At 66.5% G+C, this 26,540-nt stretch carries 20 protein-coding genes and 2 pseudogenes; 10 read left to right on the forward strand and 12 right to left on the reverse strand.

All coding sequences use genetic code 11. From position 1 onward, the window contains the following. Positions 1–9 precede the first annotated feature (9 nt). The 6 genes and pseudogenes from E1742_RS21515 to E1742_RS21540 all read left to right on the forward strand — a co-directional run bounded on the left by E1742_RS21515 (position 10) and on the right by E1742_RS21540 (position 8,511). Positions 10–1,502 (forward strand): annotated as a pseudogene (locus E1742_RS21515) (CoA-acylating methylmalonate-semialdehyde dehydrogenase). Positions 1,503–1,602: 100 nt separating this feature from the next. Continuing rightward, a pseudogene (locus tag E1742_RS21520) lies at positions 1,603–2,969 on the forward strand (NAD(P)-dependent oxidoreductase). Next, a complete protein-coding gene (gene preA / locus E1742_RS21525; RefSeq protein WP_134387172.1) occupies positions 2,969–4,261 on the forward strand; it encodes an NAD-dependent dihydropyrimidine dehydrogenase subunit PreA in 1,293 nt (430 codons plus the stop codon). Before E1742_RS21520 ends, preA begins: the two are co-directional and overlap by 1 nt. 100 nt (positions 4,262–4,361) lie before the next feature. Then, positions 4,362–5,828, forward strand: coding sequence for an NCS1 family nucleobase:cation symporter-1 (locus E1742_RS21530; protein ID WP_229466172.1), 1,467 nt, complete (start codon positions 4,362–4,364; stop codon positions 5,826–5,828). Positions 5,829–5,847: 19 nt separating this feature from the next. Beyond that, positions 5,848–7,242, forward strand: coding sequence for a dihydropyrimidinase (hydA, locus tag E1742_RS21535; protein ID WP_134387174.1), 1,395 nt, complete (start codon positions 5,848–5,850; stop codon positions 7,240–7,242). Positions 7,243–7,254: 12 nt separating this feature from the next. Next, positions 7,255–8,511: a Zn-dependent hydrolase gene (locus tag E1742_RS21540; RefSeq protein ID WP_134387175.1), complete on the forward strand. Its 1,257-nt coding sequence runs from the start codon at positions 7,255–7,257 to the stop codon at positions 8,509–8,511. A gap of 7 nt (positions 8,512–8,518) precedes the next feature. On the opposite strand, the gene E1742_RS21545 is transcribed toward E1742_RS21540, so the two are convergent. After that, complete coding sequence (locus E1742_RS21545) at positions 8,519–9,418, reverse strand: LysR substrate-binding domain-containing protein (RefSeq protein ID WP_134387176.1); 900 nt, start codon at positions 9,416–9,418, stop codon at positions 8,519–8,521. 85 nt (positions 9,419–9,503) lie between these two features. Here E1742_RS21545 and E1742_RS21550 point away from each other — a divergent pair, with 85 nt between their 5' ends. After that, positions 9,504–10,244, forward strand: coding sequence for a sulfite exporter TauE/SafE family protein (locus E1742_RS21550; RefSeq protein ID WP_134387177.1), 741 nt, complete (start codon positions 9,504–9,506; stop codon positions 10,242–10,244). 4 nt (positions 10,245–10,248) lie between these two features. Here the strand turns inward: E1742_RS21550 and E1742_RS21555 are convergent, their stop codons facing one another. Next, on the reverse strand, positions 10,249–11,997 hold the full coding sequence (locus tag E1742_RS21555) for an allantoate amidohydrolase (RefSeq protein WP_229466174.1): 1,749 nt from the start codon (positions 11,995–11,997) through the stop codon (positions 10,249–10,251). A gap of 216 nt (positions 11,998–12,213) precedes the next feature. On the opposite strand from E1742_RS21555, the gene E1742_RS21560 reads away from it, so the two are divergent. Continuing rightward, the gene (locus tag E1742_RS21560; protein ID WP_134387179.1) at positions 12,214–12,462 is read left to right on the forward strand and encodes a hypothetical protein; all 249 of its coding nucleotides are present in this window, start codon (positions 12,214–12,216) and stop codon (positions 12,460–12,462) included. A 4-nt stretch (positions 12,463–12,466) separates the two neighbouring features. On the opposite strand, the gene E1742_RS21565 is transcribed toward E1742_RS21560, so the two are convergent. Then, positions 12,467–13,405 carry a LysR family transcriptional regulator gene (locus E1742_RS21565; RefSeq protein WP_134387180.1) on the reverse strand — a complete coding sequence of 313 codons (939 nt, stop codon included), beginning with the start codon at positions 13,403–13,405 and terminating at the stop codon, positions 12,467–12,469. A 136-nt stretch (positions 13,406–13,541) separates the two neighbouring features. On the opposite strand from E1742_RS21565, the gene E1742_RS21570 reads away from it, so the two are divergent. Then, complete coding sequence (locus E1742_RS21570; RefSeq protein WP_134387181.1) at positions 13,542–14,759, forward strand: urate hydroxylase PuuD; 1,218 nt, start codon at positions 13,542–13,544, stop codon at positions 14,757–14,759. Between the two features lies 1 nt (position 14,760). Continuing rightward, positions 14,761–15,999: a M20/M25/M40 family metallo-hydrolase gene (locus E1742_RS21575; protein ID WP_134387182.1), complete on the forward strand. Its 1,239-nt coding sequence runs from the start codon at positions 14,761–14,763 to the stop codon at positions 15,997–15,999. 43 nt (positions 16,000–16,042) lie between these two features. On the opposite strand, the gene E1742_RS21580 is transcribed toward E1742_RS21575, so the two are convergent. The 9 genes from E1742_RS21580 to E1742_RS21615 form a co-directional block, all read right to left on the reverse strand. Continuing rightward, positions 16,043–18,418 carry a S9 family peptidase gene (locus tag E1742_RS21580; RefSeq protein ID WP_134387183.1) on the reverse strand — a complete coding sequence of 792 codons (2,376 nt, stop codon included), beginning with the start codon at positions 18,416–18,418 and terminating at the stop codon, positions 16,043–16,045. A gap of 154 nt (positions 18,419–18,572) precedes the next feature. Next, positions 18,573–19,214 (reverse strand): ATP-binding response regulator, encoded by a 642-nt coding sequence (locus tag E1742_RS26920; protein ID WP_229466185.1) that lies wholly within the window; start codon positions 19,212–19,214, stop codon positions 18,573–18,575. Continuing rightward, positions 19,211–20,095: a hybrid sensor histidine kinase/response regulator gene (locus tag E1742_RS26925; RefSeq protein ID WP_229466187.1), complete on the reverse strand. Its 885-nt coding sequence runs from the start codon at positions 20,093–20,095 to the stop codon at positions 19,211–19,213. The genes E1742_RS26920 and E1742_RS26925 overlap by 4 nt, the downstream gene beginning before the upstream one ends. Before the next feature lie 7 nt (positions 20,096–20,102). Then, positions 20,103–21,857 carry an ATP-binding protein gene (locus E1742_RS21590; RefSeq protein WP_134387184.1) on the reverse strand — a complete coding sequence of 585 codons (1,755 nt, stop codon included), beginning with the start codon at positions 21,855–21,857 and terminating at the stop codon, positions 20,103–20,105. Then, entirely contained in the window at positions 21,854–22,888 is a 1,035-nt protein-coding gene (locus tag E1742_RS21595) for an ATP-binding SpoIIE family protein phosphatase (RefSeq protein ID WP_134387185.1), read from the reverse strand. The genes E1742_RS21590 and E1742_RS21595 overlap by 4 nt, the downstream gene beginning before the upstream one ends. Then, on the reverse strand, positions 22,873–23,289 hold the full coding sequence (locus tag E1742_RS21600; RefSeq protein WP_229466189.1) for an ATP-binding protein: 417 nt from the start codon (positions 23,287–23,289) through the stop codon (positions 22,873–22,875). Before E1742_RS21600 ends, E1742_RS21595 begins: the two co-directional genes overlap by 16 nt. 21 nt (positions 23,290–23,310) lie before the next feature. Beyond that, positions 23,311–23,667, reverse strand: coding sequence for an STAS domain-containing protein (locus E1742_RS21605; RefSeq protein ID WP_134387186.1), 357 nt, complete (start codon positions 23,665–23,667; stop codon positions 23,311–23,313). Positions 23,668–23,674: 7 nt separating this feature from the next. After that, a complete protein-coding gene (locus tag E1742_RS21610) occupies positions 23,675–24,541 on the reverse strand; it encodes an STAS domain-containing protein (protein WP_134387187.1) in 867 nt (288 codons plus the stop codon). Between the two features lie 146 nt (positions 24,542–24,687). Next, positions 24,688–26,475: a glycoside hydrolase family 2 protein gene (locus tag E1742_RS21615; RefSeq protein ID WP_134387188.1), complete on the reverse strand. Its 1,788-nt coding sequence runs from the start codon at positions 26,473–26,475 to the stop codon at positions 24,688–24,690. Between the last annotated feature and the right edge of the window lie 65 nt (positions 26,476–26,540).

A 26,540-nucleotide genomic window follows, 5' to 3' on the forward strand; every position in this document is an offset into this window, starting at 1 on the left:
AAAGAGACCATGGACACCATCACCCATTACATCGGCGGCAGCACCGTCGACACGCGCAGCGGCCGCTATGCCGACGTCTTCAACCCGGCGCTGGGCGAGCCCGTCGCGCGCGTGGCGCTGGGGACCTTTGAAGAAGTCGATGCCGCCGTGCGCGCCGCCGAGGCGGCATTCCCGGCCTGGTCGAACACGCCGCCGCTGGCGCGCGCCCGCATCCTGTCGACATACCTGCAGCTGTGCCAGCAGCACACGGAAGACTTCGCGGCGATGCTGACGCGCGAACACGGCAAGACGCTGGCCGACGCACGCGGCGAGGTGGCACGGGGCATCGAAGTGGTCGAATTCGCGGTCGGCATTCCGCACCTGTTGAAGGGCGAATTCACCGACCAGATCGCGCGCGGCATCGACGCGTGGTCGATGCGCCAGCCGCTCGGTGTCGTGGCCGGCATCACGCCCTTCAACTTCCCCGTCATGGTACCGATGTGGATGTTCCCGGTGGCGCTCGCGTGCGGCAATACCTTCATCCTGAAGCCGTCCGAGCGCGACCCTTCGCCATCGCTGCTGCATGCGCGGTTGCTGAAAGAAGCCGGTTTGCCCGATGGCGTGTTCAACGTGGTCCAGGGCGACAAGGTCACCGTCGATGCGCTGCTTGAGCACCCGACCGTGCAGGCGATCAGCTTCGTCGGCTCGACGCCGATCGCGGAATACATCTACGCCAAAGGCAGCGCGATGGGCAAGCGCGTACAGGCACTTGGCGGTGCCAAGAACCACGCCGTCGTCATGCCCGATGCGGACATGGAGATGACCGTCGACGCGCTGGTCGGCGCCGCATACGGCTCCGCCGGCGAACGTTGCATGGCCATCTCCGTCGTAGCGGCGGTGGGCGAGGCGGCCGACACCCTGGTCGCCGCACTGAAAGGGCGCACGGCCGCACTGAAAATCAGCGACGGCACGGCGCCGGACGCCGAAATGGGGCCCGTCGTGACGGGCGCCGCAAAGCAGCGCATCGAGAAACTGATCGGCGAGGGCGTCGAGCAGGGCGCGGCGCTGGTGGTCGATGGCCGCAATTGCCGCGTGCCGGACCGCCCCAACGGCTTTTTCGTCGGCGGCACCCTGTTCGATCACGTGACGCCGGAGATGTCGATCTACAAGGAAGAGATCTTCGGCCCGTGCTGTGCGTGGTGCGCCTGCCGGACGTGGGCAGCGCCGTGGAGCTGATCAACCGTAACGAATACGGCAACGGCGTGGCGATCTTCACGCGCGACGGCGGCGTGGCGCGCGAATTCGTGCGGCAGATCCAGGTGGGGATGGTGGGCGTGAACGTGCCGCTGCCGGTGCCAATGGCCTTCAACAGCTTCGGCGGCTGGAAGCGCAGCCTGTTCGGCGACCACCATGCCTACGGCCCCGAGGGCGTGCGCTTCTACACGCGGCATAAGGCCGTGATGCAGCGCTGGCCTAACACAGCCAGCGCTGGCGCGGAATTTGCATTCCCACAGATGAAGTAAGCCCGCGTCGAAGTCCGCGGCCGATGCGCATGGGGACTGTCCCTCAGGGACTGCCCCCAACGTTCAACCAGCACAGTGATGTCTCAAAACAGGACCAGCCATGCTAGAAGCTTTGAACTACATCCCTCATCCGACCGCCAGCAACGGCGAACTGGCCACGCACTTCACGGACCTCGCACCACCCTGAGCGCGCGCCAGGCAGCCATCGAGTCGGCCCGCTGCCTGTACTGCTACGACGCGCCATGCACGCGCGTCTGCCCATCTGAAATCGACGTGGCCAGCTTCATCCGCAATATCCACGACGGTAACGTGGATGGCGCCGCCACCGGCATCCTGAAGCAGAACATCTTCGGCGGCAGCTGCGCGCGCGTGTGCCCGACGGAGATCCTGTGCGAGGACGCCTGCGTGCGCAATCACGACGTGGAAGGGCGGCCTGTCCGGATCGCGCTGCTGCAGCGCTACGCGACGGACAACATGTCGTTCGTCGATCATCCGTTCGCGCGGGCGCAGCCGACCGGCAGAACGATTGCCGTCGTGGGAGCGGGCCCGGCGGGACTGTCGTGCGCGCACCGGCTGGCGATGCTGGGGCACGACGTCGTCGTCTTCGAAGCGCAGCCGAAGGCCGGTGGCCTGAACGAATACGGCATCGCGAAATACAAGCTGACGGACGGCTTCGCCCAACGCGAAGTGGAGTTCCTGCTGGGGATCGGCGGTATCGAGATCCGGTACGGTCAAAAGCTGGGGGAGAACCTGCACCTGAAGGACCTGCACGCGCGATACGATGCCGTGTTCCTGGGCATCGGCCTGGGCGCCAGCCGCCGGCTGGGACTGACGGGAGAGGACGCACCGGGCCTGCTGGCCGCGGTGGACTACATCGCCGCGCTGCGCCAGACCGACGACCTGGCGGCGCTGCCCGTGCCGCGCCGGGCCATTGTCATCGGCGCGGGCAACACGGCGGTCGACATGGCCGTGCAGGTCGGGCGTCTCGGCGCGGAACTGGTCACGCTGGTGTACCGGCGCGGCTTCGACGCGATGAGCGCCACCCGTCACGAGCAGGAAATCGCCAAGGCCAACCTGGTGCGGATGGTGACGTGGGCGCAGCCCCGTGAAGTGCTGATCGACGGGGCGGGGCGCGTGCGCGGCCTGAAGCTGGAGAAGACGGCGCTGCAAGACGGCCAGCTGGTCGGCACCGGCGAGACGTTCGAGATTGCCGCCGATGCCGTCTTCAAGGCCATCGGGCAGAGCATGGCGGAAGCGTCGCTGGCCGATCCGCTGGCCACGCTGCTCAAGCGCAGCGGCGACAAGATCGAGGTGGACAACCATTTCCGCACGGCGCTGCCGGGCATCTATGCGGGCGGCGATTGCGTGGCGCCAGGCCAGGACCTGACGGTGCAGGCCGTCCAGCATGGCAAGCTGGCCGCGCTGGCCATCCACGCCGATCTGCTGATGAATATGGAGGTAGCGTGATGAAGGCTGACCTGAGCATCGATTTTTGCGGCATCAAGGCGCCGAACCCGTTCTGGCTGGCGTCCGCGCCACCAACCGACAAGGCCTATAACGTCATCCGCGCGTTCGAGGCGGGGTGGGGCGGCGTGGTCTGGAAGACGCTGGGCGAGGACCCGCCGGCCGTCAACGTGTCGTCGCGCTATTCCGCCATCTACGGCAAGAACCGCGAGGTGGTCGGCTTCAACAACATCGAGCTGATCACCGACCGCTCGCTGGAGATCAATCTGCGCGAGATCACGGCCGTCAAGGAAGCCTGGCCGGATCGCGCCATCGTCGTCTCGCTGATGCTGCCGTGCGAGGAGCACTACTGGGCCGACATCCTGCCGAAGGTCGAGGCGACAGGGGCGGACGGCATCGAGCTCAATTTCGGCTGCCCGCACGGCATGCCGGAACGTGGCATGGGCGCGGCCGTCGGCCAGGTGCCGGAATACGTGCAGCTGGTCACCAGCTGGTGCAAGAAGCACAGCCGGCTGCCCGTCATCGTCAAGCTGACGCCGAACATTACCGACATCCGCCAGCCGGCGCGCGCCGCCAGGGCGGGCGGTGCCGACGCCGTCTCGCTGATCAACACCATCAACTCGATCACCTCGATCGACCTGGATCGCATGGTGGCGCTGCCGACGGTGGGCGGAGCCAGCACGCATGGCGGCTATTGCGGTACGGCGGTCAAGCCGATCGCGCTGAACATGGTGGCCGAGATCGCCCGTGACCCTGCCACGCAGGGCCTGCCCATTTCCGGCATCGGCGGCATCAACAACTGGCGCGACGCGGCCGAATTCATCGCGCTGGGCGCCGGCTGCGTGCAGGTCTGCACGGCCGCCATGCTGCACGGCTTCCGCATCGTCGAGGAGATGAAGGACGGGCTGGCGCGCTGGATGGACTCGAAGGGCTACCGCACGCTGGCCGATTTTGCCGGCAAGGCCGTGCCCAACACGACGGACTGGAAATACCTGGACATGAACTACAAGGTGATTGCCCGGATCGACCAGTCGGCCTGCATCGGCTGCGGCAAGTGCCACGTCGCCTGCGAGGACACGTCGCACCAGGCCGTCGCCCGGCTGATCGATCCCGCCAGCGGCGCGCGCACCTACCAGGTCATCGACAAGGAATGCGTCGGCTGCAACCTGTGCGAGATCACGTGCCCGGTCCAGGGCTGCATCACGATGGTGCCGCAGCAAACCGGCCTGCCGTACATGAACTGGACGCAGGACCCGCGCAATCCGCGTGCGGAAAAAGTGCCTACCGCCGCCTGAGCCTGAGGACTGTCCCCGCATGGGGACTGTCCCCGACTTTAACCACTGACGCATGCCGGACCGTCCCCGACGTTCATCACAAACCCAACCGGAGAAACGCTTGAACCAGAACCTCTGGAACGAAGACCTCGCCCCGACCACCGCGGCCCAGCGCACCTGGCGCTGGTACCACTTCGCGGCGCTGTGGGTGGGCATGGTCATGTGCATCCCGGCCTACACGTTGTCGGCCAGCCTGATCGAAGGTGGCATGTCGGCCTACCAGGCCGTGCTGACGGTGTTCCTGGCCAACGCCATCGTGCTGCTGCCCATGCTGGCCATCGGGCATGCGGGCACGAAGTACGGCATCCCGTATGCGGTGCTGGCGCGGGCGTCGTTCGGCACCGCGGGCGCCCGGCTGCCAGCGCTGATGCGGGCCATTGTCGCCTGCGGCTGGTACGGCATCCAGACGTGGTTCGGCGGACAGATGATCTACACGCTGCTGGGCGTCCTGATGGGCGCACCGATCGGTGGCGACAGGCTGCCCGGCCTCGGCATCAATCTGGCCCAGCTGCTGTGCTTTCTCGCCTTCTGGGCCATCCAGTTCTGGTACATCGTGCACGGCATGGATGCCATCCGCAAACTGGAGACCTATACGGCGCCATTGAAGATCCTGATCTGCTTCGTGCTGCTGTGGTGGGTGTACGACAAGGCCGGCGGCTTCGGTCCTTTGCTGGACAAGCCCTCGGCGTTTGTCCCGGGCGGCAGCAAGGCCGGCCAGTTCTGGGCGACGTTCTGGCCGTCGCTAACCGCCATGGTCGGGTTCTGGGCCACGCTGGCGCTGAACATCCCCGACTTCACCCGCTTCGCGAAGTCGCAGAAGGACCAGCTGGTGGGCCAGTCCGTCGGCCTGCCGGTTCCCATGGGCTTGTTGGCAGCGCTGGCCGTCATCGTCACATCGGCCACCATCGTCCTGTACGGCAAGGCCATCTGGGACCCGGTCGACCTGGCCAGCCGCATGACGGGTGTGGCGGTGCTGGTGGCGCTGCTGATCCTGCTGATCGACACGGTCAGCGTCAACCTGGCGGCCAATCTTGTCGGCCCGGCGTACGACTTCTCGGCGCTGGCACCGAAGCTGATCTCGTACCGCACCGGCGGCTACATCACGGCCGCCATCGCGCTGGCGATGATGCCGTGGAAGCTGCTGGAGACGACGGAAGGCTATATCTTCACGTGGCTGATCGGCTATTCCGCGCTGCTGGGTCCCATCGCCGGCGTGCTGATCGTCGACTACTACGCGGTGCGCAGAACGGAGCTCGACGTGTCCCAGCTGTACCGCGACGACGGTATCTATTCATACGGCAGCGGCTGGAACGCGGCGGCGATGGTTGCCTTCGTGCTGGGCGTGCTGCCGAATATTCCAGGCTTCCTCAACGCGGCGTTCCCGCACTCGTTTCCGCACGTGGGTGACGCGTTCAAGACGATCTACACGTATGCATGGTTCGTCGGCATCGCCATTTCGGCGGTGGTGTATGGCGCCATGATGCGCGGCAAAGCGGTTCCGGCGCTCGCGCCGGCAGCTCAATCCTGATTATGAAACGAGAGATGCCATGACTATCATCATTCGCGGCGGTACCGTGGTCAACGCGGACCGCGCCTTCCATGCCGACGTGCTGTGCGACGGCGACAGGATCGTCGCCGTGGGCGAGCACCTGGAAGCGCCTGCGGGCGCGCAGGCGATCGACGCGACCGGCCAGTATGTGCTGCCGGGCGGGATCGATCCGCACACGCACATGAACCTGCCGTTCATGGGAACGGTGACGGCGGACGATTTCTATACCGGCACGGCAGCTGGCCTGGCCGGCGGTACGACGACGATCATCGACTTCGTCATCCCCGCGCCGCAGCAGTCCCTGCTCGAGGCCTATCACCAGTGGCGTGGCTGGGCCGCGAAGTCGGCCGGCGACTACTCGTTCCACGTGGCGATCACGTGGTGGTCCGACCTGGTGCGCGAAGAGATGGGCGAGCTGGTACACAAGCACGGCGTCAACAGCTTCAAGCACTTCATGGCCTACAAGAACGCGATCATGGCGGACGACGAGACGCTCGTCAAAAGCTTCCGCCGCGCGCTCGAGCTGGGCGCCATCCCGACGGTGCACGCGGAGAACGGGGAGCTGGTCTACCAGCTGCAGCAGGATTTGCTGAAGCAGGGGCTGACGGGACCGTCATCGCATCCGCTGTCGCGCCCTCCCGCCGTGGAAGCGGAGGCCGCCAACCGGGCGATTGCCATTGCCAATGTGCTGCATACACCGCTGTATATCGTGCACGTCTCGTGCAAGGAGTCGCTCGATGCGATCACGCGTGCCCGCGCGACGGGCCAGCGCGTGTACGGCGAAGCGCTGGCCGGCCACCTGCTGATCGACGACAGCGTCTACCAGCACCCAGACTTCGATTACGCCGCGGCGCACGTGATGAGTCCGCCGTTTCGCGGCAAGGAGCACCAGCGCGCGCTGTGGCAGGGCCTGCAGGGCGGTAATCTGCACACGACGGCAACGGATCACTGCACCTTCTGCGGCGAGCAGAAAGCGGCGGGACGCGACGACTTCTCGAAAATTCCGAACGGCTGCGGCGGCGTCGAGGAACGCATGGCCGTGATCTGGGACGAAGGCGTCAACAAGGGACTGCTGACGCCTTCGGAGTTCGTCCGCGTCACCTCCACCAACGCCGCGCAGATCTTCAACATCTACCCGCGCAAAGGCGTGATCGCCCCCGGGGCGGATGCGGATCTCGTGGTCTGGGACCCCGAAGGCACGCGCACCATCTCGGCGGCCACGCAGCATGCGAAAGGCGGTTTCAACGTATTCGAAGGGCGCACGGTCAAGGGCATTCCCAGCACAACGGTCGCCGCCGGCAAGCTGGTATTCCATCGGGGCGAACTGATGGCCGTGGAAGGGGCGGGCCGTCATATCGACCGTCCCGCGTTTGCGCCGGTCTCGGCGCGCTGAAAGGAAAACACCATGAACGATATGAGCGACGCAATAACGCATCTGCGAATCAATGGCAAACGCCTGTGGGATGCGCTGATGGAACTGGCGCAAATCGGCGCGACGGAGAAGGGCGGCGTCAAGCGGCTGGCGTTGACGGACCTGGACCGGCAGGGCCGCGACCTCGTGGTCGGCTGGGGCAAGGCGGCCGGCATGAGCATCACGATCGACCGCATCGGCAATGTCTTCATGCGCCGCGAGGGTACCAACCACGCGCTGCCGCCGGTAATGACGGGCAGCCATATCGATACGCAGCCAACGGGCGGCAAGTTCGACGGCAATTACGGCGTGCTGGCGGGCCTGGAAGTGGTGCGCACGCTGAACGACCATGGGATCCGGACGGAGGCACCGATCGAGGTGGCCTTCTGGACCAATGAAGAAGGCTCGCGGTTCGTGCCGGTGATGATGGGTTCCGGCGTCTTCTGTGGCGCGTTCACGCTGGAGCACGCGTACGCGGCAAAGGACACCGAAGGCCGCACTGTCGGCGAGGAACTGGAGCGCATCGGCTACAAGGGCGAGCAGGTGCCGGGCGATCATCCCATCGGCGCGTACTTCGAGACGCACATCGAGCAAGGCCCCGTGCTGGAAGATGCGGACAAGGTGATCGGGGTCGTACCCGCCGTGATGGGGTTGTCGTGGTACGACTGCACGGTAACGGGCATGGAAGCGCACGCGGGACCGACGCCGATGCATCTGCGCAGGGACGCGATGCAGGCCGCCGCGCGCATCATTCCGGAAGTGGTCGCCATCGCCAACCGTTACCCGCCGTACGGCCGCGGCACCGTGGGCATGATGCAGGTGTTCCCCAACAGCCGCAACGTCATCCCCGGGCAGGTCAAGTTCAGCATCGACCTGCGCAACGTGAACGAACAGCTGCTGAACACGATGCACGAGGAGATCGTGGCGTTTGTCGACAGGACGGCCGCCGAGACGGGTCTGAAAATCGAACTGGAACGGGTGTCGTACTATCCGCCATGCCCGTTCCATCCCGACGTCGTCGGCGCCGTGCGCAGCGCCACCGCAAAGCTGGGCTATCCGACAATGGACGTCGTTTCGGGCGCGGGCCACGATGCGATCTACGCCGCCCGGCTGGCGCCGTCGGGCATGATCTTCGTGCCGTGCAAGGACGGCATCAGCCACAACGAGATCGAGGATGCAAAGCCGGAGCACCTGGAGGCGGGCTGCAATGTGCTGCTGCATGCGATGCTGGAGTGCGCCCGCGTGGTTTGATCGGGAGTCAAACCGGCGCCGCCAGCACATCCACCAGCTCCCGCGCATACCCCGGCAACTCGGCATAGCTGCGCATGCACAGCAACAGCCGCCGCCGCGCCCAGGGATCGGCCAGCCTCACCACTTTCAGGTTGGCCGCGTCGCGCGAGCGCACGACCGCCGACTCGGGCAGCACCGCCAGCCCGGCGCCGCTGGCGACCATGCGGCAGATCGCGTCGAAGCTGCGCAGCCGCACGCGGTAGCGCAGCCGATGGCCGAGCCGAGACCCCTGTTCGCCGATATACTGCTGCAGGGCGCTGTCCCCCGCGAGGCCGATGAAGTCATATTCCACGCAGGCGGAAAACGGCAGCACGGCATTGCGCCGCAGCCCTTTCGCCAGCGGATGCGCCAGTCCCAGGGCCAGCACCAGGCGGTCCTCCTTGAACAGCCGCGTCTCCAGCCCCGAGCTGTCCACGGCATCCGTGACGATGCCGACGTCCGCCAGCTGGTCGCGCATCGCCTCGACGATATCGGTGCTGAGCCGTTCCTCCAGGTCGACGTTGACGTGCGGGTGCTCCGCCATGAACGTCGCCAGTTTGTCGGGCAGGAACTCCGTCAGCGCCGACGTATTCGACAGCAGGCGAATATGTCCCTTGAGCCCCGTGGCGTATTCGCCCAGGTCGGCGCGCATCCGTTCCATCTGCTGCGTGATCTGCCGCGCGTGATGCAGCAGGGTGCGGCCCGCTTCGGTCGGCTCCACGCCGCGCCGGCCACGCACCAGCAGCGGCACGCCCAATGCCTCCTCCATGCCACGGATGCGGGCGCTCGCCGAAGCCAGGGCAAGGTGCGCATGGGCGGCGCCGGCGGTGATGCTGCCGCTGTCGATCACGCGCAGGAACAGTTTCAGGTCGGTCAGGTCGAATCGCATGCTTTCTCCAGCCTTCGTCTGGAGCGAAGGCTGCGAAAGTATATTCCACATTTGCGGCACCGCAAGCGGCTGGCACACTGCGGCCATGGACACCTACACCGGAACGCACATTATTTACATCGCCGTGGTCTTTCTGCTGGCCGGCCTGGTGAAAGGCACGACCGGCATGGGCCTGCCCACCGTCGCCGTAGCGCTGCTGAGCCTTGTCATGGCGCCGATGGAAGCCGCCGCGCTGCTTGTCATGCCTTCGTTGCTGACGAACGGTTGGCAGATGCTGTCGGGCCCGCCGCTGTATCCGTTGTGGCAGCGCCTGCGCGGCATGATGGCGGGCATCTGTCTCGGTACGTTGGTGGGCGGCGCCGTGATGCTGCAGACTCAGGGCGGCGGCATGGTGCTGGGGCTGGCGCTGGTGCTGTATGGCTTGCTGGGCCTGAGCTCATGGGAGTGGCGGCTGGCGGACGACAGCCCGCACTGGCTGGCGCCTGTGGTCGGTGGCGCGACGGGGGTGCTGACGGCCGCCACCGGCGTATTCGTCCTGCCAGCGGTGCCTTATCTGCAGGCGCTGCGGCTGGACAAGGAGGAGCTGGTGCAGGCGATGGGGCTGTCGTTTGTCGTCTCGACCCTGGCGCTGGCCGTCGTGCTGGCGGCGCACGACGCCTGGCAGCCTGCGGCCGCCGGCGTGTCGTTCCTGGCCCAACTGCCTGCGGTGGCCGGCATGCTGCTGGGGCAGCGCCTGCGCCGGCGGCTGAAGCCGGAGACGTTTCGCCGCTGCCTGCTGCTGGTACTGCTGCTGCTTGGCGTGCACCTTGTCGTGGCGAACGGCTGACGCGTTATCGCGGTGGTAGCCCGCGCAGGAAGTCCAGCAGTACGCAAGCCGCCAGGTCGGCATCGTCCGCCGTCATCGTCTCCAGCGGATTGTGGCTGATGCCGCCATTGCCGCAGCGGGCAAACAGCATGGCCATGTCGGTCAGCGCCGCCATCGCCATCGCATCGTGGCCGGCGCCGGACAGCAGGTCGAAGCGCCGCAGGCCCTGGCGCTCGATCGCATCGCCCAGCCGGTCCATCAGCCACGGCGCGCACGGCGCGGCGCAAGCCTCGACGATTCTTTCGGCGGCGAAGTCGATGCGGCGCCGTGCACAGATCGCTTCGATGCCGCGCAGGATGTCGTCCACTGCCGCCATGCGCACGGCATCGTCGGCCGCCCGGATGTCGAGCGACAGGCGGCACGCGCCGGGGATCACGTTGACGGAGCCGTTCGGCACCTGCAGCTGGCCGACGGTGCCGACCAGGGCGGGGAAGCGACTGCACCGTTCTTCCACCAGCAGCACGATTTCGGCCGCCGCCGCGGCGGCGTCCTGGCGCATCGTCATCGGCGTCGTGCCGGCATGGCTGGCAAGGCCCGTCAGGTCGACGAGATAACGCGAGCTGCCCGCAATCGCCGTGACGACGCCCAGCGGCAAGCCGCGCTCCAGCAGCACCGGGCCCTGCTCGATGTGCACTTCGACAAAGGCCAGCACGTCGCCGGCATGGCGCGCGACGGCGGGAATGGCGGCCGGATCGTGGCCCGCAGCCGCCAGCGCCGCGCGCATCGTGACGCCGTCCGCGTCCGTGGCGTCCAGCAGTGCCATGTCGAAGCGGCCCGTGATGGCATTACTGCCCAGGAACGTACTGCGAAAGCGCACGCCTTCTTCCTCCGCGAAGCCGATGACCTCCACGTGGTACGGCAGCTTTTCGCCACGCGCGTGCAGCTCGTGCACGAGCGCCAGCGGCAGCAGGATGCCCAGGCGGCCGTCGTACTTGCCGCCGTTGCGCACCGTGTCGTAGTGCGACCCCGTGATCAGCGTCTTCGCGTCCGGCGCATTGGACAGGTAACGTCCCACGACATTGCCGACCGCATCGATCGTCACGTCCATGCCGGCCGCGCGCATCCAGTCGGCCAGTTGCGCGGCCGTCTGGCGGTGCGCGGCGGTCAGGTAGGCGCAGGTCAGGCCATCGGCATCGTCGCTGAACTGCGCCAGCGTTTCGGCCCAGTCCATGATGCGCGGGCCGTAGGCCAGCCGCACAGCCAGCAGGTCGTTCAGGCGGATTTCGGCGATCCGGTGGATCTGCCGCAGGCTCTCGGCGAGTTCGGCATCGCGGCCGTTCTTCAACCGCCGCGCGAACGTGGCGATGACCGCCTGGCGGCTCAGGCCCTTGCCCGTCGGCCCCTTGACGGCCAGGATGAACGGGAAGCCGAATTTCGCGTTGTAGTCTGCGTTCAGGCGGTGCAGCGTCGCGAACTCCTCGGGGCTGCACAGGTTCAGGCCCGAGGCGGCCTGCTCGCCCGTCGATTCGGCCGTCAGCTCGCCCGCGACGGCCGCCTTGCCGGCCAGCTCAGGGTGGGCGCGGATCAGGCCGAGCTGCTCGTCCGTCGACGCCTGCGTCACCGCCGCCTGCAAGGCCTGTTTCAAGGCCGTGACGGTGGCGAACGGCCGCTGCGCCGCGGCGCGCTCGGGAATCCACGGCGAGTGTTCGTAAATGCCGCGCAGCGCGTCCACGAAGGCGGGCAGGGAACAGGTATTCAGGTCGGAGAGTGTCATCGCAGGCATCCCATGGTGAATGGCGATGATAGCGCCAGTCGGCGGCCGGTGGCTCGACGGTATGATATAGGACGTATCCGGGAGAACTGATGAAGCATGTACTGTCGGCGGCAATCTGGCTGTATCGCCGTTTTGTATCGCCCTACAAGGGGTTTGCCTGTGCCACGCGGGCGCTCACCGGCGGCGCAAGCTGCTCGGCCTATGGCAGGCGTGTCATTGGGCGTTATGCGCGGGGAAGGGCATTGGCTTGCTGCGCCGCCGGCGGCCGGTTGCGGCGAGGTACACCAGCGTGCCGCCTACGCCGACACGCTGCTGCGCCGGCAGCGCGGCGAGTGCCACGTCGACGTGTGCGACGTGTGCAACCCGCTCGATCTGGTCACCTGCGACTGCGGCAACCCTGCCACATGGCGCAAGAGCAAACTGCCGGCGCACTTGCGGGTGAAGTCGCGCAAGGGGCGCAAGTAGGCGCTCAGCCGGCGCCCAATCCCTTCGCCGCCGCCGTCACCTGGTCCCGCAGCCATTTATGCTCGGGCGCCTGATGCACCCGCTCATGCCACAGCTGGTAGAACCGCATCGGCGGGAACTTGACGGGCACGGTGAAGGTTTTCAAAGGCAGCGTCTTCTCGTAGAAGCGCAGGAACTGGCGGCCCGTCGTTAGCACGAGGTCCGTCTGCGTCAGCATGTATGGGATCAGGCCGAAATATGCCGACTCCACCGCCACGTTGCGGCGCAGGTTCTGGCGCTCCAGGAAGGCATCGATCACACCACCATAGCCGGGCACGAGCTGCGACGGCGCCACGTGCGGCAGCGCCAGGTAGTCGTGCAGCGTCATCGCATCGCTGGCGGTGCGCTTCGCATACGGACTGGCGGCATGCATCGCGCAGATGATCGGATCTTCAAACAGCCTGGAGATGTGAAGGTGCTGCGGCGGCTCATCCCAGTTGGCGATGACGAGGTCCATGTCGCCGTCCGACAACAGGCGGACATAATCGATGCCCGGCCCGAGGTTGTGGATGACGACGCGGCTTCGCGGCGAGCCGCGGCGCAGCAGGGCCACGACGTTCGGCAGGAACTGGCTGTCCAGATAGTCGGGGGCGGCGATATGGAAAGTGCGCGCCTCCTCCTGCGGCACGAAAGGCGTCTTCCTGACGAACAGGTTCTCCGTCTCTTCCAGAATGCGCTTGGCCGGTTCGAGGAGGCTTTCGCCATGCTGCGTGGGTACCATGCCGCGGGCGCCGCGCACCAGCAGCGGGTCGCCCGTCAGCTCGCGCAGCTTGCGCAGCGAGGCCGAGATCGAGGGCTGCGGCTGATTCAGTTTGAGCGCCACGCGCGACACGTTTTTCTCGACCAGCAGCAGGTACAGGATGCGGATCAGGTGCAGGTCGAGGTGTTGCGGCAGGGCGGACATCGGCTGTTCTATATGAGCGTGAATATGTGGAATATACGCGAAGATTCATGTGGACGTAACCCGGCGGCGTTATCTTCTGTACACTGCCATTGCTATGGCCGTCCCAGCCGGTCCACCTTGCGAATAAAGGATTTACATGGAAGTCTTCGGCTACCTGATCCCGTATGGCCTCGAATGGCTCAACCTCCTCGTGCGCTGGCTGCACATCATTACCGGCATCGCCTGGATCGGCGCGTCGTTCTATTTTGTCTGGCTGGACAACTCGATCCGTCCGCCCGCGCCTGGGTCGGACCTGGCAAAGAAGGGCGTGATGGGCGAGCTGTGGGCGGTGCACGGCGGCGGCTTCTACAACCCGCAGAAATACCTCGTCGCGCCGGCCGAACTGCCGAAGGAACTGCACTGGTTCAAATGGGAAGCCTATTCCACCTGGCTGTCCGGGTTCGCGCTGCTGACGATCGCTTACTACTTCAATGCGCAGGCAATGATGATCGACCGCTCCGTGGCCGATCTCACGGCAATGCAGTCCGTCGGCATCGGCCTGGGCTTCCTCGTCGCCGGCTGGATCGTCTACGACCTGCTGTGCCGCTCGCCGCTGGGCAAGCACGACCTGTGGTTCGGCATCGTCGTCTTCGCGCTGCTGGTGGCCGCGGCGTGGGCGCTGACACACCTGCTCTCCGGGCGCGCGGCGTACATCCACGTGGGCGCGATGATCGGCACGATCATGGTGGCGAACGTGGCGATGCTGATCATTCCCGGCCAGCGCAAGATGGTGGCCGCGATGCAGGCGGGCGGCAAGCCGGACCCGATCCATGGCCTCCGCGCCAAGCAGCGCTCCGTCCACAATAACTACTTCACGTTGCCGGTGCTGTTCATCATGATCAGCAACCATTATGCGATGACGTACCAGCACGCCCACGCCTGGCTGGTGCTGGCGTTCATCATGGCGGCCGGCGTCTTTATCCGCCACTTCTTCAACCTGCGCCACAAGGGCCGGATCGAATGGCGTTATCCCGCCATCGGCGTGGCACTGCTGCTTGCCGTCGCAGTCGCCATTGCGCCGCCGCGTCCCGCCGCTACCGCGGCTGCCGCCGATCCGGCCGCGCAGTTCGCGCAGGTGCGCGCCATCATGCACGAGCGCTGCCTGTCGTGCCACTCGGCCAAACCCACGCAGCCCGGCTTTGCCACGGCGCCCGCCGGCATCGCGTTCGATACGCCCGACCAGGTTCACCAGCGCGCCGCGCAGATCCACCAGCAGGTCGTCGAGCTGAAGGCCATGCCGATCGGGAACCTCACCAATATGACGGACGCGGAACGCGCCACCATCGCCGCGTGGTTCGCGGCCGGAGCAAAATGACATGAACGCACAAGAACGGACCGAACGGATCAATGCATGGATCGACAGCCACTTCGACGAGGAGGTGGCGTTCCTGCAGCAGGTGCTGCGCGTACCCACCGACACCCCGCCCGGCAACAACGCGCCGCACGCCGACACGGTCGCGCAACTCGTCGAAGCCTTCGGCTGGCAGGCGGAAAAGCACGCGGTGCCGGAAGGGCTGGTGCGCGACTATGGGATGCAGAGCATCACCAATCTGATCGTGCGTCGCCCGTATGCCGATGGCGGGCCGACGGTGGCGCTGAACGCCCACGGCGACGTGGTGCCGCCAGGCGAGAACTGGACACATCCGCCCTACGGCGGTGTGATCGAGGGCGGCTACATCTATGGCCGCGCGGCCGCCGTGTCGAAAAGCGACTTCGCCACGTACATCTTCGCCACGCGCGCCCTGGAGGCGCTGGGCGTGCCATTGAAGGGCGGTGTCGAACTCCACTTCACCTATGACGAGGAATTCGGCGGCCTGCTGGGACCGGGCTGGCTGCTGGAACAGGGCCTGACGAAGCCGGACATGGTCATTGCCGCCGGCTTTTCGTACAACATCGTTACCGCCCACAATGCCTGCCTGCAGCTGGAAATCACCGTGCACGGCAAGTCCGGCCACGGCGCGATGCCGGAAACGGGTGTCGATGCGCTGCAGGCGGCGACCAGGATCCTGAACGCGATCTACGGCCAGCTGCCCGAGCTGAAGAAGATCAGGTCGAAAGTGCCAGGCATCGACTCGCCGACCATGCTGGTGGGCCGCATCGATGGCGGCACCAACACGAACGTCGTGCCGGGCAAGGTTGTCATGAAGATGGACCGCCGCATGATTCCGGAAGAGGACCCCGTCGCCGTGGAAGCGCAGGTGCGCAAGCTGATCGAGGATGCGGTGCGGGACGCGCCGGGCATCCGCATCGAGATCCGGCGCCTGTTGCTGTCGCACGCGCTGCGCCCGTTGCCGGGGTCCGAAAAGCTGGTGGCCGCGCTGCAGAAGCATGCGCAGGCCGTGCTGGACGAAGCCGTTCCCGCCGTCGGTACGCCGCTGTATGCCGATGCGCGGCTGTATGGCGAGAAGGGGATACCGGCCGTGCTGTATGGTGCCGGTCCGCGGACGGTGCCGGAATCGAATGCCAAGAAGGCCGACGAGAAGCTGCTGCTGGAGGATTTGCGGCGGGCGACGAAGGTGGTGGCGCTGACGTTGCTGGAACTGCTGGGGGAGTGATTTCGGGGAAGGGCACCATTCGCATGATGCCCGTCCTCGCTTCTTACTTCAGCGTACGCTCGAACAGCTGGTAGATCCGCCGGTACTGGTCGTACCAGCTCTCCGGCTGGGTGTAGGCGTGGCGCTCGAGCGGATAGCTGGCCAGTTCCCAGTGATCCTTCTTCAGTTCGATCAGGCGCTGCGCCATGCGCACCGAGTCCTGGTAGAACACGTTGTCGTCCACCATGCCGTGCGCGATCAGCAGGTGGCCTTTCAGGCGGTCGGCGTATTCGATCGGCGACGACACCTTGTACGCCTCCGGATCGATGTCCGGCGTGTTCAGGATATTGGCCGTGTAGCCGTGGTTATACGACGTCCAGTCGGAAACGGGGCGCAGCGCGGCGCCGGCCTTGAACAGCTCCGGTTCGCGCATCAGCGCCATGAACGTCATGAAGCCGCCATAGCTGCCGCCGTAGATCCCCACGCGGTCGATGTCGCCCTGCTGGTTCGCCGCCATCCACTTCGCGCCGTCGACGTAGTCCTCCAGCTCCGGGTGGCCCATCTGCCGGTAGATCGCCGTGCGCCAGTCGCGGCCATAGCCCTTCGACGCGCGGTAGTCCATGTCCAGCACGATGTAGCCTTTCTCGACCAGCAGGTTGTGGAACATCTGCTCGCGGAAATAGTTCGACCAGCGATGGCTCACGTTCTGCAGATAGCCGGCGCCATGGACGAACATCACGACGGGATACTTCCTGCCCGGCTCCAGCGTCGTCGGGCGGTACAACTTCGCCCACACGGGCTGCGCACCGTGCGTCGACGGCACGGCAACGAACTGCGGCATGATCCACTCACGCGCCTTGAATTCGAGGCTGCGGGTATCGGTCAACTTGACGGCTGCGCCGCCGGCGGCCGGCACCATCGCCACCTGGGGCGGCACGTACGACGACGACCACCGCACCAGCAGCCGGCGCTGGTCCGGCGACAGCGTGAACTCCTCCACGCCGCCGCCCAGCTGGGTGACCTCGCGCACGCTGCCGTCTTTCGGCGACACGGCACACACTTCGTACTGCCCTGGCGTCTTGCGGTTGCACATGACCCATGCGGCCGTCCCGTCGCTGTTCCAGCTGACTTGCGTGGCCTCCCATTTGCCGCTCGTGAGCGCGCGCTGGCGGCCATCGGCGCCCAGCGTGTACAGGTGCGAGTAACCCGATTCCTCGGACAGGAACCACAGCGTGCGGTTGTCCGGCAGCCAGCCGAATTCGTTGTAGCTGTTGTTGATCCACGCATTGTTCGTCAGGCGGTGCAGCGGTTTCAGGCGCGCCGCGGCCAGGTCGACGGTGGCGATCCAGCGGTCCTTGTTGTCGACGGCGCGGATCGACAGCGCCACCTGCGCACCGTCGCCGCTCCAGGCAATGCCGTTGCCCTCGTCGTCGTCCAGGCGTACGGCGCGGTTGCCCTTGACGGGGTCCAGCTTGCGCGCCGCGCGCATGGCTGCCAGCGGATCGGTGCCGATGCCCGGCAGTGCATCCAGCGGGATATCGCGCAGCTGGCCCGTGCGCAGGTCGATCAGCCTGAACGTCTGCGCCAGCGGCAGGTTGCGGCCCACGCGGGTGCGCTGGTCGTCGAATTCCTCGTAGCCCGATTCCGTCACATAGCGCGGCAGCTTGCCCACGCGGCCGTTGTCCGCCGGTTTCGGCGACGTCGCCAGCACCAGCCAGCGGCCGTCCGGCGACAGTGCGCTGGCGTCGATGACGATCTTCTCGCCCAGGTAGATCGGCGTCGGCGCGCGCGTTGGATCGGCGCGGCGTTCCGCCTCCGTCTGGGCGCGGCCGGCGTCGCGGTCTTCCTTCTGCCGTTTCAGCGTTGCGATCAGGCGCAGCTGCATGGCACGCAGGTAGTCCTCGTCCGATTCCGCAGCGGGATCCTTCATTGCCCGCGGCAGTGCGACGGGGGCGACGAGGCGCTCGGCGCGGTTCCAGCTGAACCAGTCGTGGCCGACGCGGAACTGCACGGAGCGGCCGTCGCTGGCGTATTGCGGGTTGCTGGCGGGCGTCGTGTTGCGGGAGATTTGCGTCAGAACGCCCGTTTTCAGGTCGCGCTCGAACAGGTCGCCATTGCGTACCATGACGGCGCGCGTGCGGTCGCGGTTGTAGACGAGGTTGGGCGCATCGATGGTCCCCAGTTCGGCGTCGCCGACCTTGCGCGGCGTCCCTCCGGCAACGAAGGTATCGCGCAGCGGCGAGCCGACCCGCTTCTGCTTGTAGTAGGCCGTCTTGCTGTCCCAGCTCCACCACGCCGATTCGACGGGCGTGCCGATCCAGTCGGGATTGGCCATGGCCTGGTCGAGAGTGATCGGTGTGGCGGCGGCTGCGGGCAGTGCGGGGAGGAGCAGGGCAGCGGCCAGGCAGGCGCCGGGCAGCTTGAGATGAAGTTTGCGCATTGTGATCGGAAATATGGCAGCGCCAGCGCCGCCGTTCATGACAAAGACCGGGGGCATTCTAGCGCAGGAGCGCGCGGGCGGGAGGCAAACGTCGGCGACGGGAACCGCTGCGGGCGCACGGAACCACGCCTGCCGCCAGGCTGCGTGGCCGGTATTACCGCTGCATCAGCGTGCGCACGGTCTCGTTCAGCGTTTCCATGTTGACGGGTTTCGTCAGATGGCGGTTGAAGCCGGCGGCCATGGCGCCGGTGCGGTCCTTGTCCTGGCCGTAGCCGGTCAGTGCCACAAGGACCGTCTTTTCCAGGCGCGGGTGGCGGCGCATCGCCTCGGCCACTTCGACGCCGCTCATGTCCGGCAGGCCGATGTCGAGGAAGATGACGTCAGGCGCCAGTTGCAGCGCGGCCGCGATGGCGCCGGCGCCATCATGGGCCATGTGCACCTCGTGTCCTGCGAACTGCAGCAGCGCGCAGACGATTTCGGCTGAGTCCATATTGTCGTCGACCACAAGGATGCGGTAAGTGTCGGCCGGGCGCTCCGGCTCCGCCGCGGCACTGGCGCCAGCGGTTTGCGGCGTGCCGTGCAGAACGGGCAGGCGCACCTCGAAGGTCGCACCCTGGTCAAGGCCGCCGCTGCTCGCCCGCACGTCGCCGCCGTGCAGGTTGACGAGCGTACGCACCAGCGAGAGGCCGATGCCAAGGCCGTCCTGCACGCGGTCGGGCGAGTGGCCGGCTTGCGCGAACAGGTCGAAGATCGAGGCGGCATGTTCCGGATCGATGCCGATGCCGTTATCCGTCACGCGGATGACGGCGTTGCCGTCTTCCTCAGAGACAGCCAGCGCGATACGGCCCCGGGTGGCGTGAATTTGGCGGCGTTGTTCAGGAGGTTGCCGACGATCTGCGCCAGGCGGACGCTGTCGCCGTCGACCCAGATGTCATGGTCGGGCAGCGTCACCGTCAGGTTGTGCTTGCGGATGCTGACGTTCGGCTCGGCCGTTTCCACAGCTGTGTGCAACAGGGTGCGCAGTTCGACAGGCGTGCGGCGCAGCGCAATTTTTCCCTGCGAGATGCGCGACACGTCCAGCAGGTCGTCCACCAGGCGTACCATGTGGTCGGTCTGGCGCAAAATGACGCGGCGCGCGTTCTCCTGGGCCGCCGAGACGTGCGGATCGAGGCTGCGCAGCAGCTCGACGGCGTTGCGGATCGGTCCCAGCGGATTGCGCAGCTCGTGCGCGAGGATGGCCAGGAATTCGTCCTTGCGGCGGTCCATGTCGCGCAGCTCGCGCTCGACGCGGCCCAGGCGCAGCAGCGCGCGCACGTTGGCGACCAGTTCGTCGGGCTCGATCGGCTCGAAGAGGTAGTTGTCGGCACCGCTGTCCAGCGCCCGCACCTTGTCGGGCGACGCCAGATAGGAAGCGGACGTCTGCAGCACCAGCACCATGGCCGTGTGCGGGTCCTGCTTCAGCCGGCGGCAGACCTCGAAACCATTGATGTCGGGCAGTTTGGTGTCCAGCAGGACAAGGTCCGGCCCCTCGGCAAGCGCCTTTTCCAGCGCCTCTGTGCCGCTCCCTGCCTCGATAACGTTGAAACCGGCGCGCTGCAGGATACGCGTCTTGGCGTAGCGCGCGGCATCGGTGTCGTCGACATTGAGAATCAGGGATTGGTGCGGAGATACCTTCATGATGCCTCTAGTGTACATGACACAATGCGTTCAATTGCGCCAGTAGTTCGTCGCGCACGACCGGTTTCGCCATATAGGCTTCCGCCCCCAGCGAGAAAGCCTTCTGCCGGTCGGCCACCTCCGATGCGATGATGACGGGGACGTGCTTGCGCCGCTCGTCGTTCTTGGTTTGCGCCAGCCAGCGCCAGCTGTCCTCGCCATGCAGATACAGGTCGAGAACGACGGCAGCCGGCGGCTGCGCCATCCATGCCTGTTCCGCTTCCCAGATGCTGCGCGCACAGACCGCGCGATATGGCGTGTTGCGGAAGAAGCTGCGGTACAGCAGCATCGTCGAGCGGTCGTCCTCGACCACCAGCACGGGGATGCCGGTGGTGTCGTCCTGCGCCAGCGATGCGCGGAACGTCAGCGGATCGGGCATCGCGTCGTAGGCGACCGGAATCGTGGCCGAGAACGTGGAGCCCTGACCCGGCGTGCTGCGCAAACTGACCGAGCCGCCCAGCAGCGCGGCCAGCCGACGGCACAGCGGCAGGCCCAGGCCCGTGCCCTTGGCCTTGTGCTGCAGGCGGTTCTCGACCTGGGAGAATTCCTCGAAGACGATGTGCTGGTGTTCCTCGGCGATGCCGATGCCCGTGTCCTCGACGTCGAAGCGCACGCTGTCGCTGCGCGCCAGCAGCGTGGCGCTCACCTTCACGTGGCCGTTTTCCGTGAACTTCAGCGCGTTCGAGATGAAGTTGCGCAGGATCTGAGACAGCTTCGCCTCGTCCGTCAGCATCGTGATCGGCTGTTCCGGCTCATCGAACAGCAGCTCGACCTTTGTGCTGACCAGCAGCGGGCGCAGCATGCCGCGCAGCGCGGAGAACATCTCGCCCACCTCGAATGTGACCGGGCGCACGTCGATCTTGCCCGCTTCGATCTTCGCGAGGTCCAGCAAGTCGTCCACCAGCTCCGTCAGCGACTCGGCACCCTTCAGGATGAAGCGCACCTGCTTTTCCTGCTCCGTCGTCAGATCGCCATCGACCCGTTCCAGCAACAGGCGAGACAGTGCGCGGATGGAGCTGAGCGGCGTCCGGAATTCGTGGCTCATGTTCGACAGGAAGCGCGTCTTCATCTCGTCGGCGCGGCGCAGGTGGTCGGCCTTTTCGTCCAGCTCCGCGTACAGAGCCACGACGCCGCGGTTGGTGTCTTCGAGCTCGCGGGTCAGCTGCATCAGTTCGTCCTGGCGGGTCTTCAGTTCCGACAATGTCGCCAGCAGCTCGCGGTTCTGCTGCTGCATCTCGCCCATCGTCACGTTGGCCGACATGTCGGCCAGCTGTGCGCCCATGGCGCCGACCGCCTTCGGCGTCACCAGCGGTGCGTCCTGCGGCAGCAGTTTTTTCAGCGTGATGGCGGTGCCTTCCCCCGCTGCCGTGCGAATATCGAACTGGTCCATCAGCCGGCGCGCGCCGAGGATGCCCATGCCCATGCCGGTGCGCGACTGATAGCGCCCGGACAGGATCAGGTCGAGGTCGCCGATGCCGGGACCCTTGTCCTCGATGCGGATCACCAGCAGTTGCGGCACCGTTTCGCCTTCGATGGAAAACTCCACGCGGCCCGTGTTCGCATAGCTGTAAACGTTGCGCGCCAGTTCCGACACGGCCGTTGCGATGCGCGCCTGGTCCTGGTTGCCGAACCCGCACAGCAGCGCAATCTGGCGCGCGCGCTGGCGCGACGCCACCACGTCCATCTCCTCCCGTACGAACAGGCTGAGAATGCGCAGGCTCATGCTGTCCACCCCTGGCGGTCGCGCAGCACCAGCACCGTGACGTCGTCGCGGCCGCGCGTGAAGTCGCGGTACAGCACGCCGGCGATCACCGCCGGGTGGCAGTGGACGAGGCCCGGATAACTGTCCAGGTCCCAGCGCGATCCCAGGCCGTCGGAATGCAGTATCAGCATGCTGTCACTGTGCCACGGGGCGGGAAATTCCTGCACCTTGCGCATATTGCTTCCCACGATGCCGTTGTGCGAGACGAGCTGGCGTCGCTGCTCGCCCTGGATCAGGTGCGCGCTGATATTGCCGACGCCGGCGAATCCCAGCGTATCGCGCAACATGTCGATGCGCACGGCGGCCGCCGCGGCGCCACGGGTGGGGCGCAATGCGGCGTGGGCGTCTTCCAGGACCACGCCGGCGGGCTGTTCGGGCGTACGCATGGCCACGCTGCACGCCAGTTCCGAGGCTTCGGCGGCGAGCGGCCCGTGACCGAGGCCGTCGGCCACCATCACGGTGGCGCTGGTCGGGTCGGTGGCAAGCGCCCAGCTGTCGCCGGCGATGTCCTCGCCCGGCATCGGCAGGCACACGGCGCCGCAGTGCAGCGACCGTTCGGCCCGCGCCACGCCGCTCTGCCACAGCGCCATCATGACGACCGTGCCCTTGCCGGGCGCGCTGTAGATATCGAATTCGCCGGCGAGCCGTCGCATGGCGCCCATGCCGACACCGTAGCTGCCAGCCGTGGAGGTGCCGTCGGCCATACTGGCGCCCATGTTGGCGATACCTGGACCACTGTCCAGCGCCAGGATTTCCACCCCCGCGGCGGCGCCCGCACGCAAGGGCCGCAGCAGGATTTTGCCGTGGCCGGCGTGCTTCAGGATATTGGTCGCGGCCTCGCTGACGGCGATGGCGACCTCGCCCCCATCGGTCGCGTCGAAGCCGAGGCGGACGCACAGGTCGGCCGCCGCGCGGCGCACGGAGCCGATCTGACTCGCATCGCCCAGCGTATGGCAGGTTTGCCGGCCATCGAAGGCTAGAACGGTTTCCATTTGCAGATCTTTACTGTGGTGCCGTTGCCGGGGGAGGATTCGATTTCAAATTCGTCGGCCAGCCGCTTTGCGCCGGACAGGCCGAGGCCCATGCCGCCGCCGGTCGTGAAGCCATCGGTCAGCGCCTGTTTCAGGTCGTCGATGCCGGGACCATGGTCGATGAAGGCGAGGCTGAGGCCGCGGCGCATGCCGTTGGTCAGTTTCAGCATGTGGGCCTCGCCACCGCCGCCGTAGCGCAGCGTGTTGCGGGCCAGCTCGCTGGCGGCCGTGATCATCTTAGTCTGATCGATCAGGCTGAAGCCGGCGGCGATCATGTGTTCGCGCACGGACTGGCGCAGCCGCACCACGTCCTCGTCGGACCGGATCGGCAGCACCAGCGCGTCGACGTCGTTATTGCTCAAGGAAGCCGCCTGTCGAAGTAGTTAGTCCGTCTGCCGTTGAAGAAGGGCGACCCCTTTTTCCACGTTCAGTGCCGTCTGCACGCCGTGCAGCGTCAGTCCCAGTTCCACCAGCGTGATGGCGACGGCCGGCTGCATGCCGACCAGCACCGTGCGCGCATCGAGCACGCGCGCCATCGCCGCGGTGTTGCTGATCATGCGCCCGATGAACGAGTCGACGATGTCCAGCGCCGAGATGTCGATCAGCACGCCGCGGGCGCGGTCCTTGACGATGCGCCCCGTGAGGTCGTCCTGCAGCGTCATGGCCAGCCGGTCGTGCATGTCGACCTGGATGGTGACCAGGAGCAGGTCACCCATCTTCAGAATGGGAATGCGGTCCATGGTAGTCTCAGGCGCCCGTGTCGGTGCGCGTCACGGTCGCACCCACGCGCTTGAGCGCGATCAGGAAGGCGTCGGCCAGCGTGGCCTTGGTGACCACGTCTTCCAGGTTCACGCCCAGGTGCACGATGGTCTGCGCGATCTGTGGGCGGATGCCGCTGATGATGCAGTCGGCGCCCATCAGGCGCGCCGCAGCCACGGTTTTCAGCAAGTGCTGGGCCACCAGCGTATCGACGGTCGGTACGCCCGTGATATCGATGATGGCGATGGAGGCGCCGGTCTCGATGATCTTGTTCAGCAGGTTCTCCATGACGACCTGCGTGCGCGCGCTGTCGAGCGTGCCGATCAGGGGCAGCGCCAGCACGTCCTTCCACAGCTGTACCACGGGCGTGGACAGCTCCAGCAGTTCCTGCTGCTGGCGCAGGATGACGTTCTCGCGGCTTTTTTGGTATTCCTCCACGGTGTACAGGCCCATGCGGTCGAACAGCGTGCCCGTATCGGCCATCTCGGCCGCCAGCACGGCCGGTTCCGCCGCCAACGCCGTCCGCATCAGGTCGAACACGGGTTCTTTCAGCGCAAAGATGAATTGCGCCGTTTCCGTTGGCGAGAAGCCCTGGCGCACGCGCGCGGCCGACATCTCGGCAAGCTGTGCGCGCACTTCGGAAAACGCGCTGCTGTCGAAGTCGTAGCTCTGGGCTTTCTCGATCGCCTTGATGACCTGTGGAATGAAGCGGCCCGCGTGCTGGCGGATATCCGCCTCGGCAGCCTTGTCGCGCCGTACCATGCGGGACAGCATACCGCTCAGCCAACCTTCCAGCAGGGCGTCCTGGTTGTCGTTGAGGATTCTGGCCAGGTGGCCCGTCGTTGCCATGCTCATGCGGTCTCCGTAGAGGGAAAAGTTTTTCGGTAAACAATCAAGTGTAGCAGGTCGGCGTCGTACCAACGAAACGTTTGGAAAGATTTCCTTCGAGTAAATAGGTAGTACTGCTTTGGTAACGCTGTTCCGCCATCATCCACACCGCGTCAGCCGGCAGGAAAAAACAGCTTCCGGTGCAGCGCCGCCAGCGCGTCCGGATCGAACTTGGGCTGGCGGTCGTACGTCAGCAGACCGTTCTGCTCGTGCTCCACGTCGATCAGCTGGGTATAACAGATGCCGGCCAGCGCGGTCAGGCCGGCGATGCCCTCCATCAGGTCGCGGTAGCGCAGCCACAGTTCATCCGTCGTGCGGGCGTTGCCGTAGTAGTCGAACAGGCGGTCGCGCTCGGCTTCCGGCACGCCGGCCGGCTGCATCAGGAAGCCGCCCACTTCGCTCAGCACGATGGGCTGGCCGCGGTAGCTGCCGCCGGGCAGGAACAGCGGCTTGTCCTTGTACCACCCCTTGTCCGGCGGCTGGCCCGTGCGCTGCGTATCGGCGTAGCGCGCCACCAGTTTCTCGGCCGGCTGCGAATAGTCGTGGATCGAGCAGACGTCGGTGAGGTTGGTGTGCTCCCAGCCGTCGTTGTCGATGACGTCGCGGGTGGGGTCGATGCGGCGCGTGCGCATCACCAGCCGCTCCAGGAACGCCTGCTGGCTGGCGTGGCGCCGCAGGGCGGGGAAGCCGAAACTTTCCACCACGGGCACCCACGCCACGATGGACGGGTGGTTCAGGTCGCGCGCAACGGCTCGCTCCCATTCGGCCAGCAGCGCTTCCTCCGCCTCGAGCGACCAGTTGCGCGCGTTCGGCATCTCTTCCCAGACCAGCAGGCCAAGCCGGTCGCACCAGTACAGCCACCGTTCCGCCTCGATCTTCTGGTGCTTGCGCACGGCGTTGAAGCCGAGACGTTTGATCCATTCCACGTCCGCCCGCAGCGCGTCGTCCGACGGCGCCGCCAGCAGCGTATCGGGCCAGTAGCCCTGGTCCAGCACCATCAGCAGGAACGTCTTCTGGCCGTTCAGGTGGAAGTGGGCGTCGCGCGCGACGAAGCTGCGCAGGCCCGCGTACGACTGCACGGTGTCCAGCGTCACGCCGTCCCGCACGAGGCGCAGCCGCAGGCCGTACAGGTGCGGGTCGGTGGTGGACCATGGCCGTGCGCCGTCCAGCTGCACGCGCAGGCCCGCGCTGGCGCGCGCGGCATCGGCGCTGGCGCTGGCAACGACGGGCGCGTCGTCGTCCAGCGACGCCAGCACGTCCAGTTCCACCGTCCAGCCGCCGGCCGGCGCATGCAGCCGCACGTCCAGCGCCAGCGCGCCACCCTGATCGGCGGTAACGAGGCGCATGGCGTCGAGCCGCATGGCCGGCACGGGCTCCAGCCATACGCTCTGCCAGATGCCCGTCGTGCAGTAATAATAGATGCGCACGGGTTTGCCGGACGAGGACTGCTTGCCACGCGGCTGGCACGGGTCCTGGCGGTCTTCGACGCGCAAGGTCAGGCGGTTGCCGCCCGCCTGCAGGAACGGCGCGATGTTGAACGAAAACGGCACGTGGCCGCCCCGGTTGCGGCCCACCAGCCGGCCGTTGATCCACACTTCCGTGACGTAGTCGACGGCGCCGAAGTGCAGCAGGATGTCCTGCTCGCGCCACCGCTCCGGCACCGTGAACGACCGGCTGTACCAGACGATTTCATGGATGTCCTTCGTGCCGATGCCGGAGCGTTCGCTCTGGTAGGGAAACGGCACGGCGATGGACAGCGGCAGCGGCCGGCCATCGTGCCAGCCTTCGGCGCGGCCGATGTCGGCGTCGTCGAACGCGAATTCCCAGGTGCCGTCAAGACTCAGCCATTCCGGACGGCGCCACTGGGGACGGGGGTGCAGGTCGGTGTCGGTGGAGTTCATGGCCGCAGTGTAGCGAAGGTTGCGGTTGGCTGTAGCAACGGTGCGCAGGCCGCGGCAATGTGGAG

The organism is Pseudoduganella plicata (assembly GCF_004421005.1).
GTDB lineage: Bacteria > Pseudomonadota > Gammaproteobacteria > Burkholderiales > Burkholderiaceae_D > Rugamonas > Rugamonas plicata.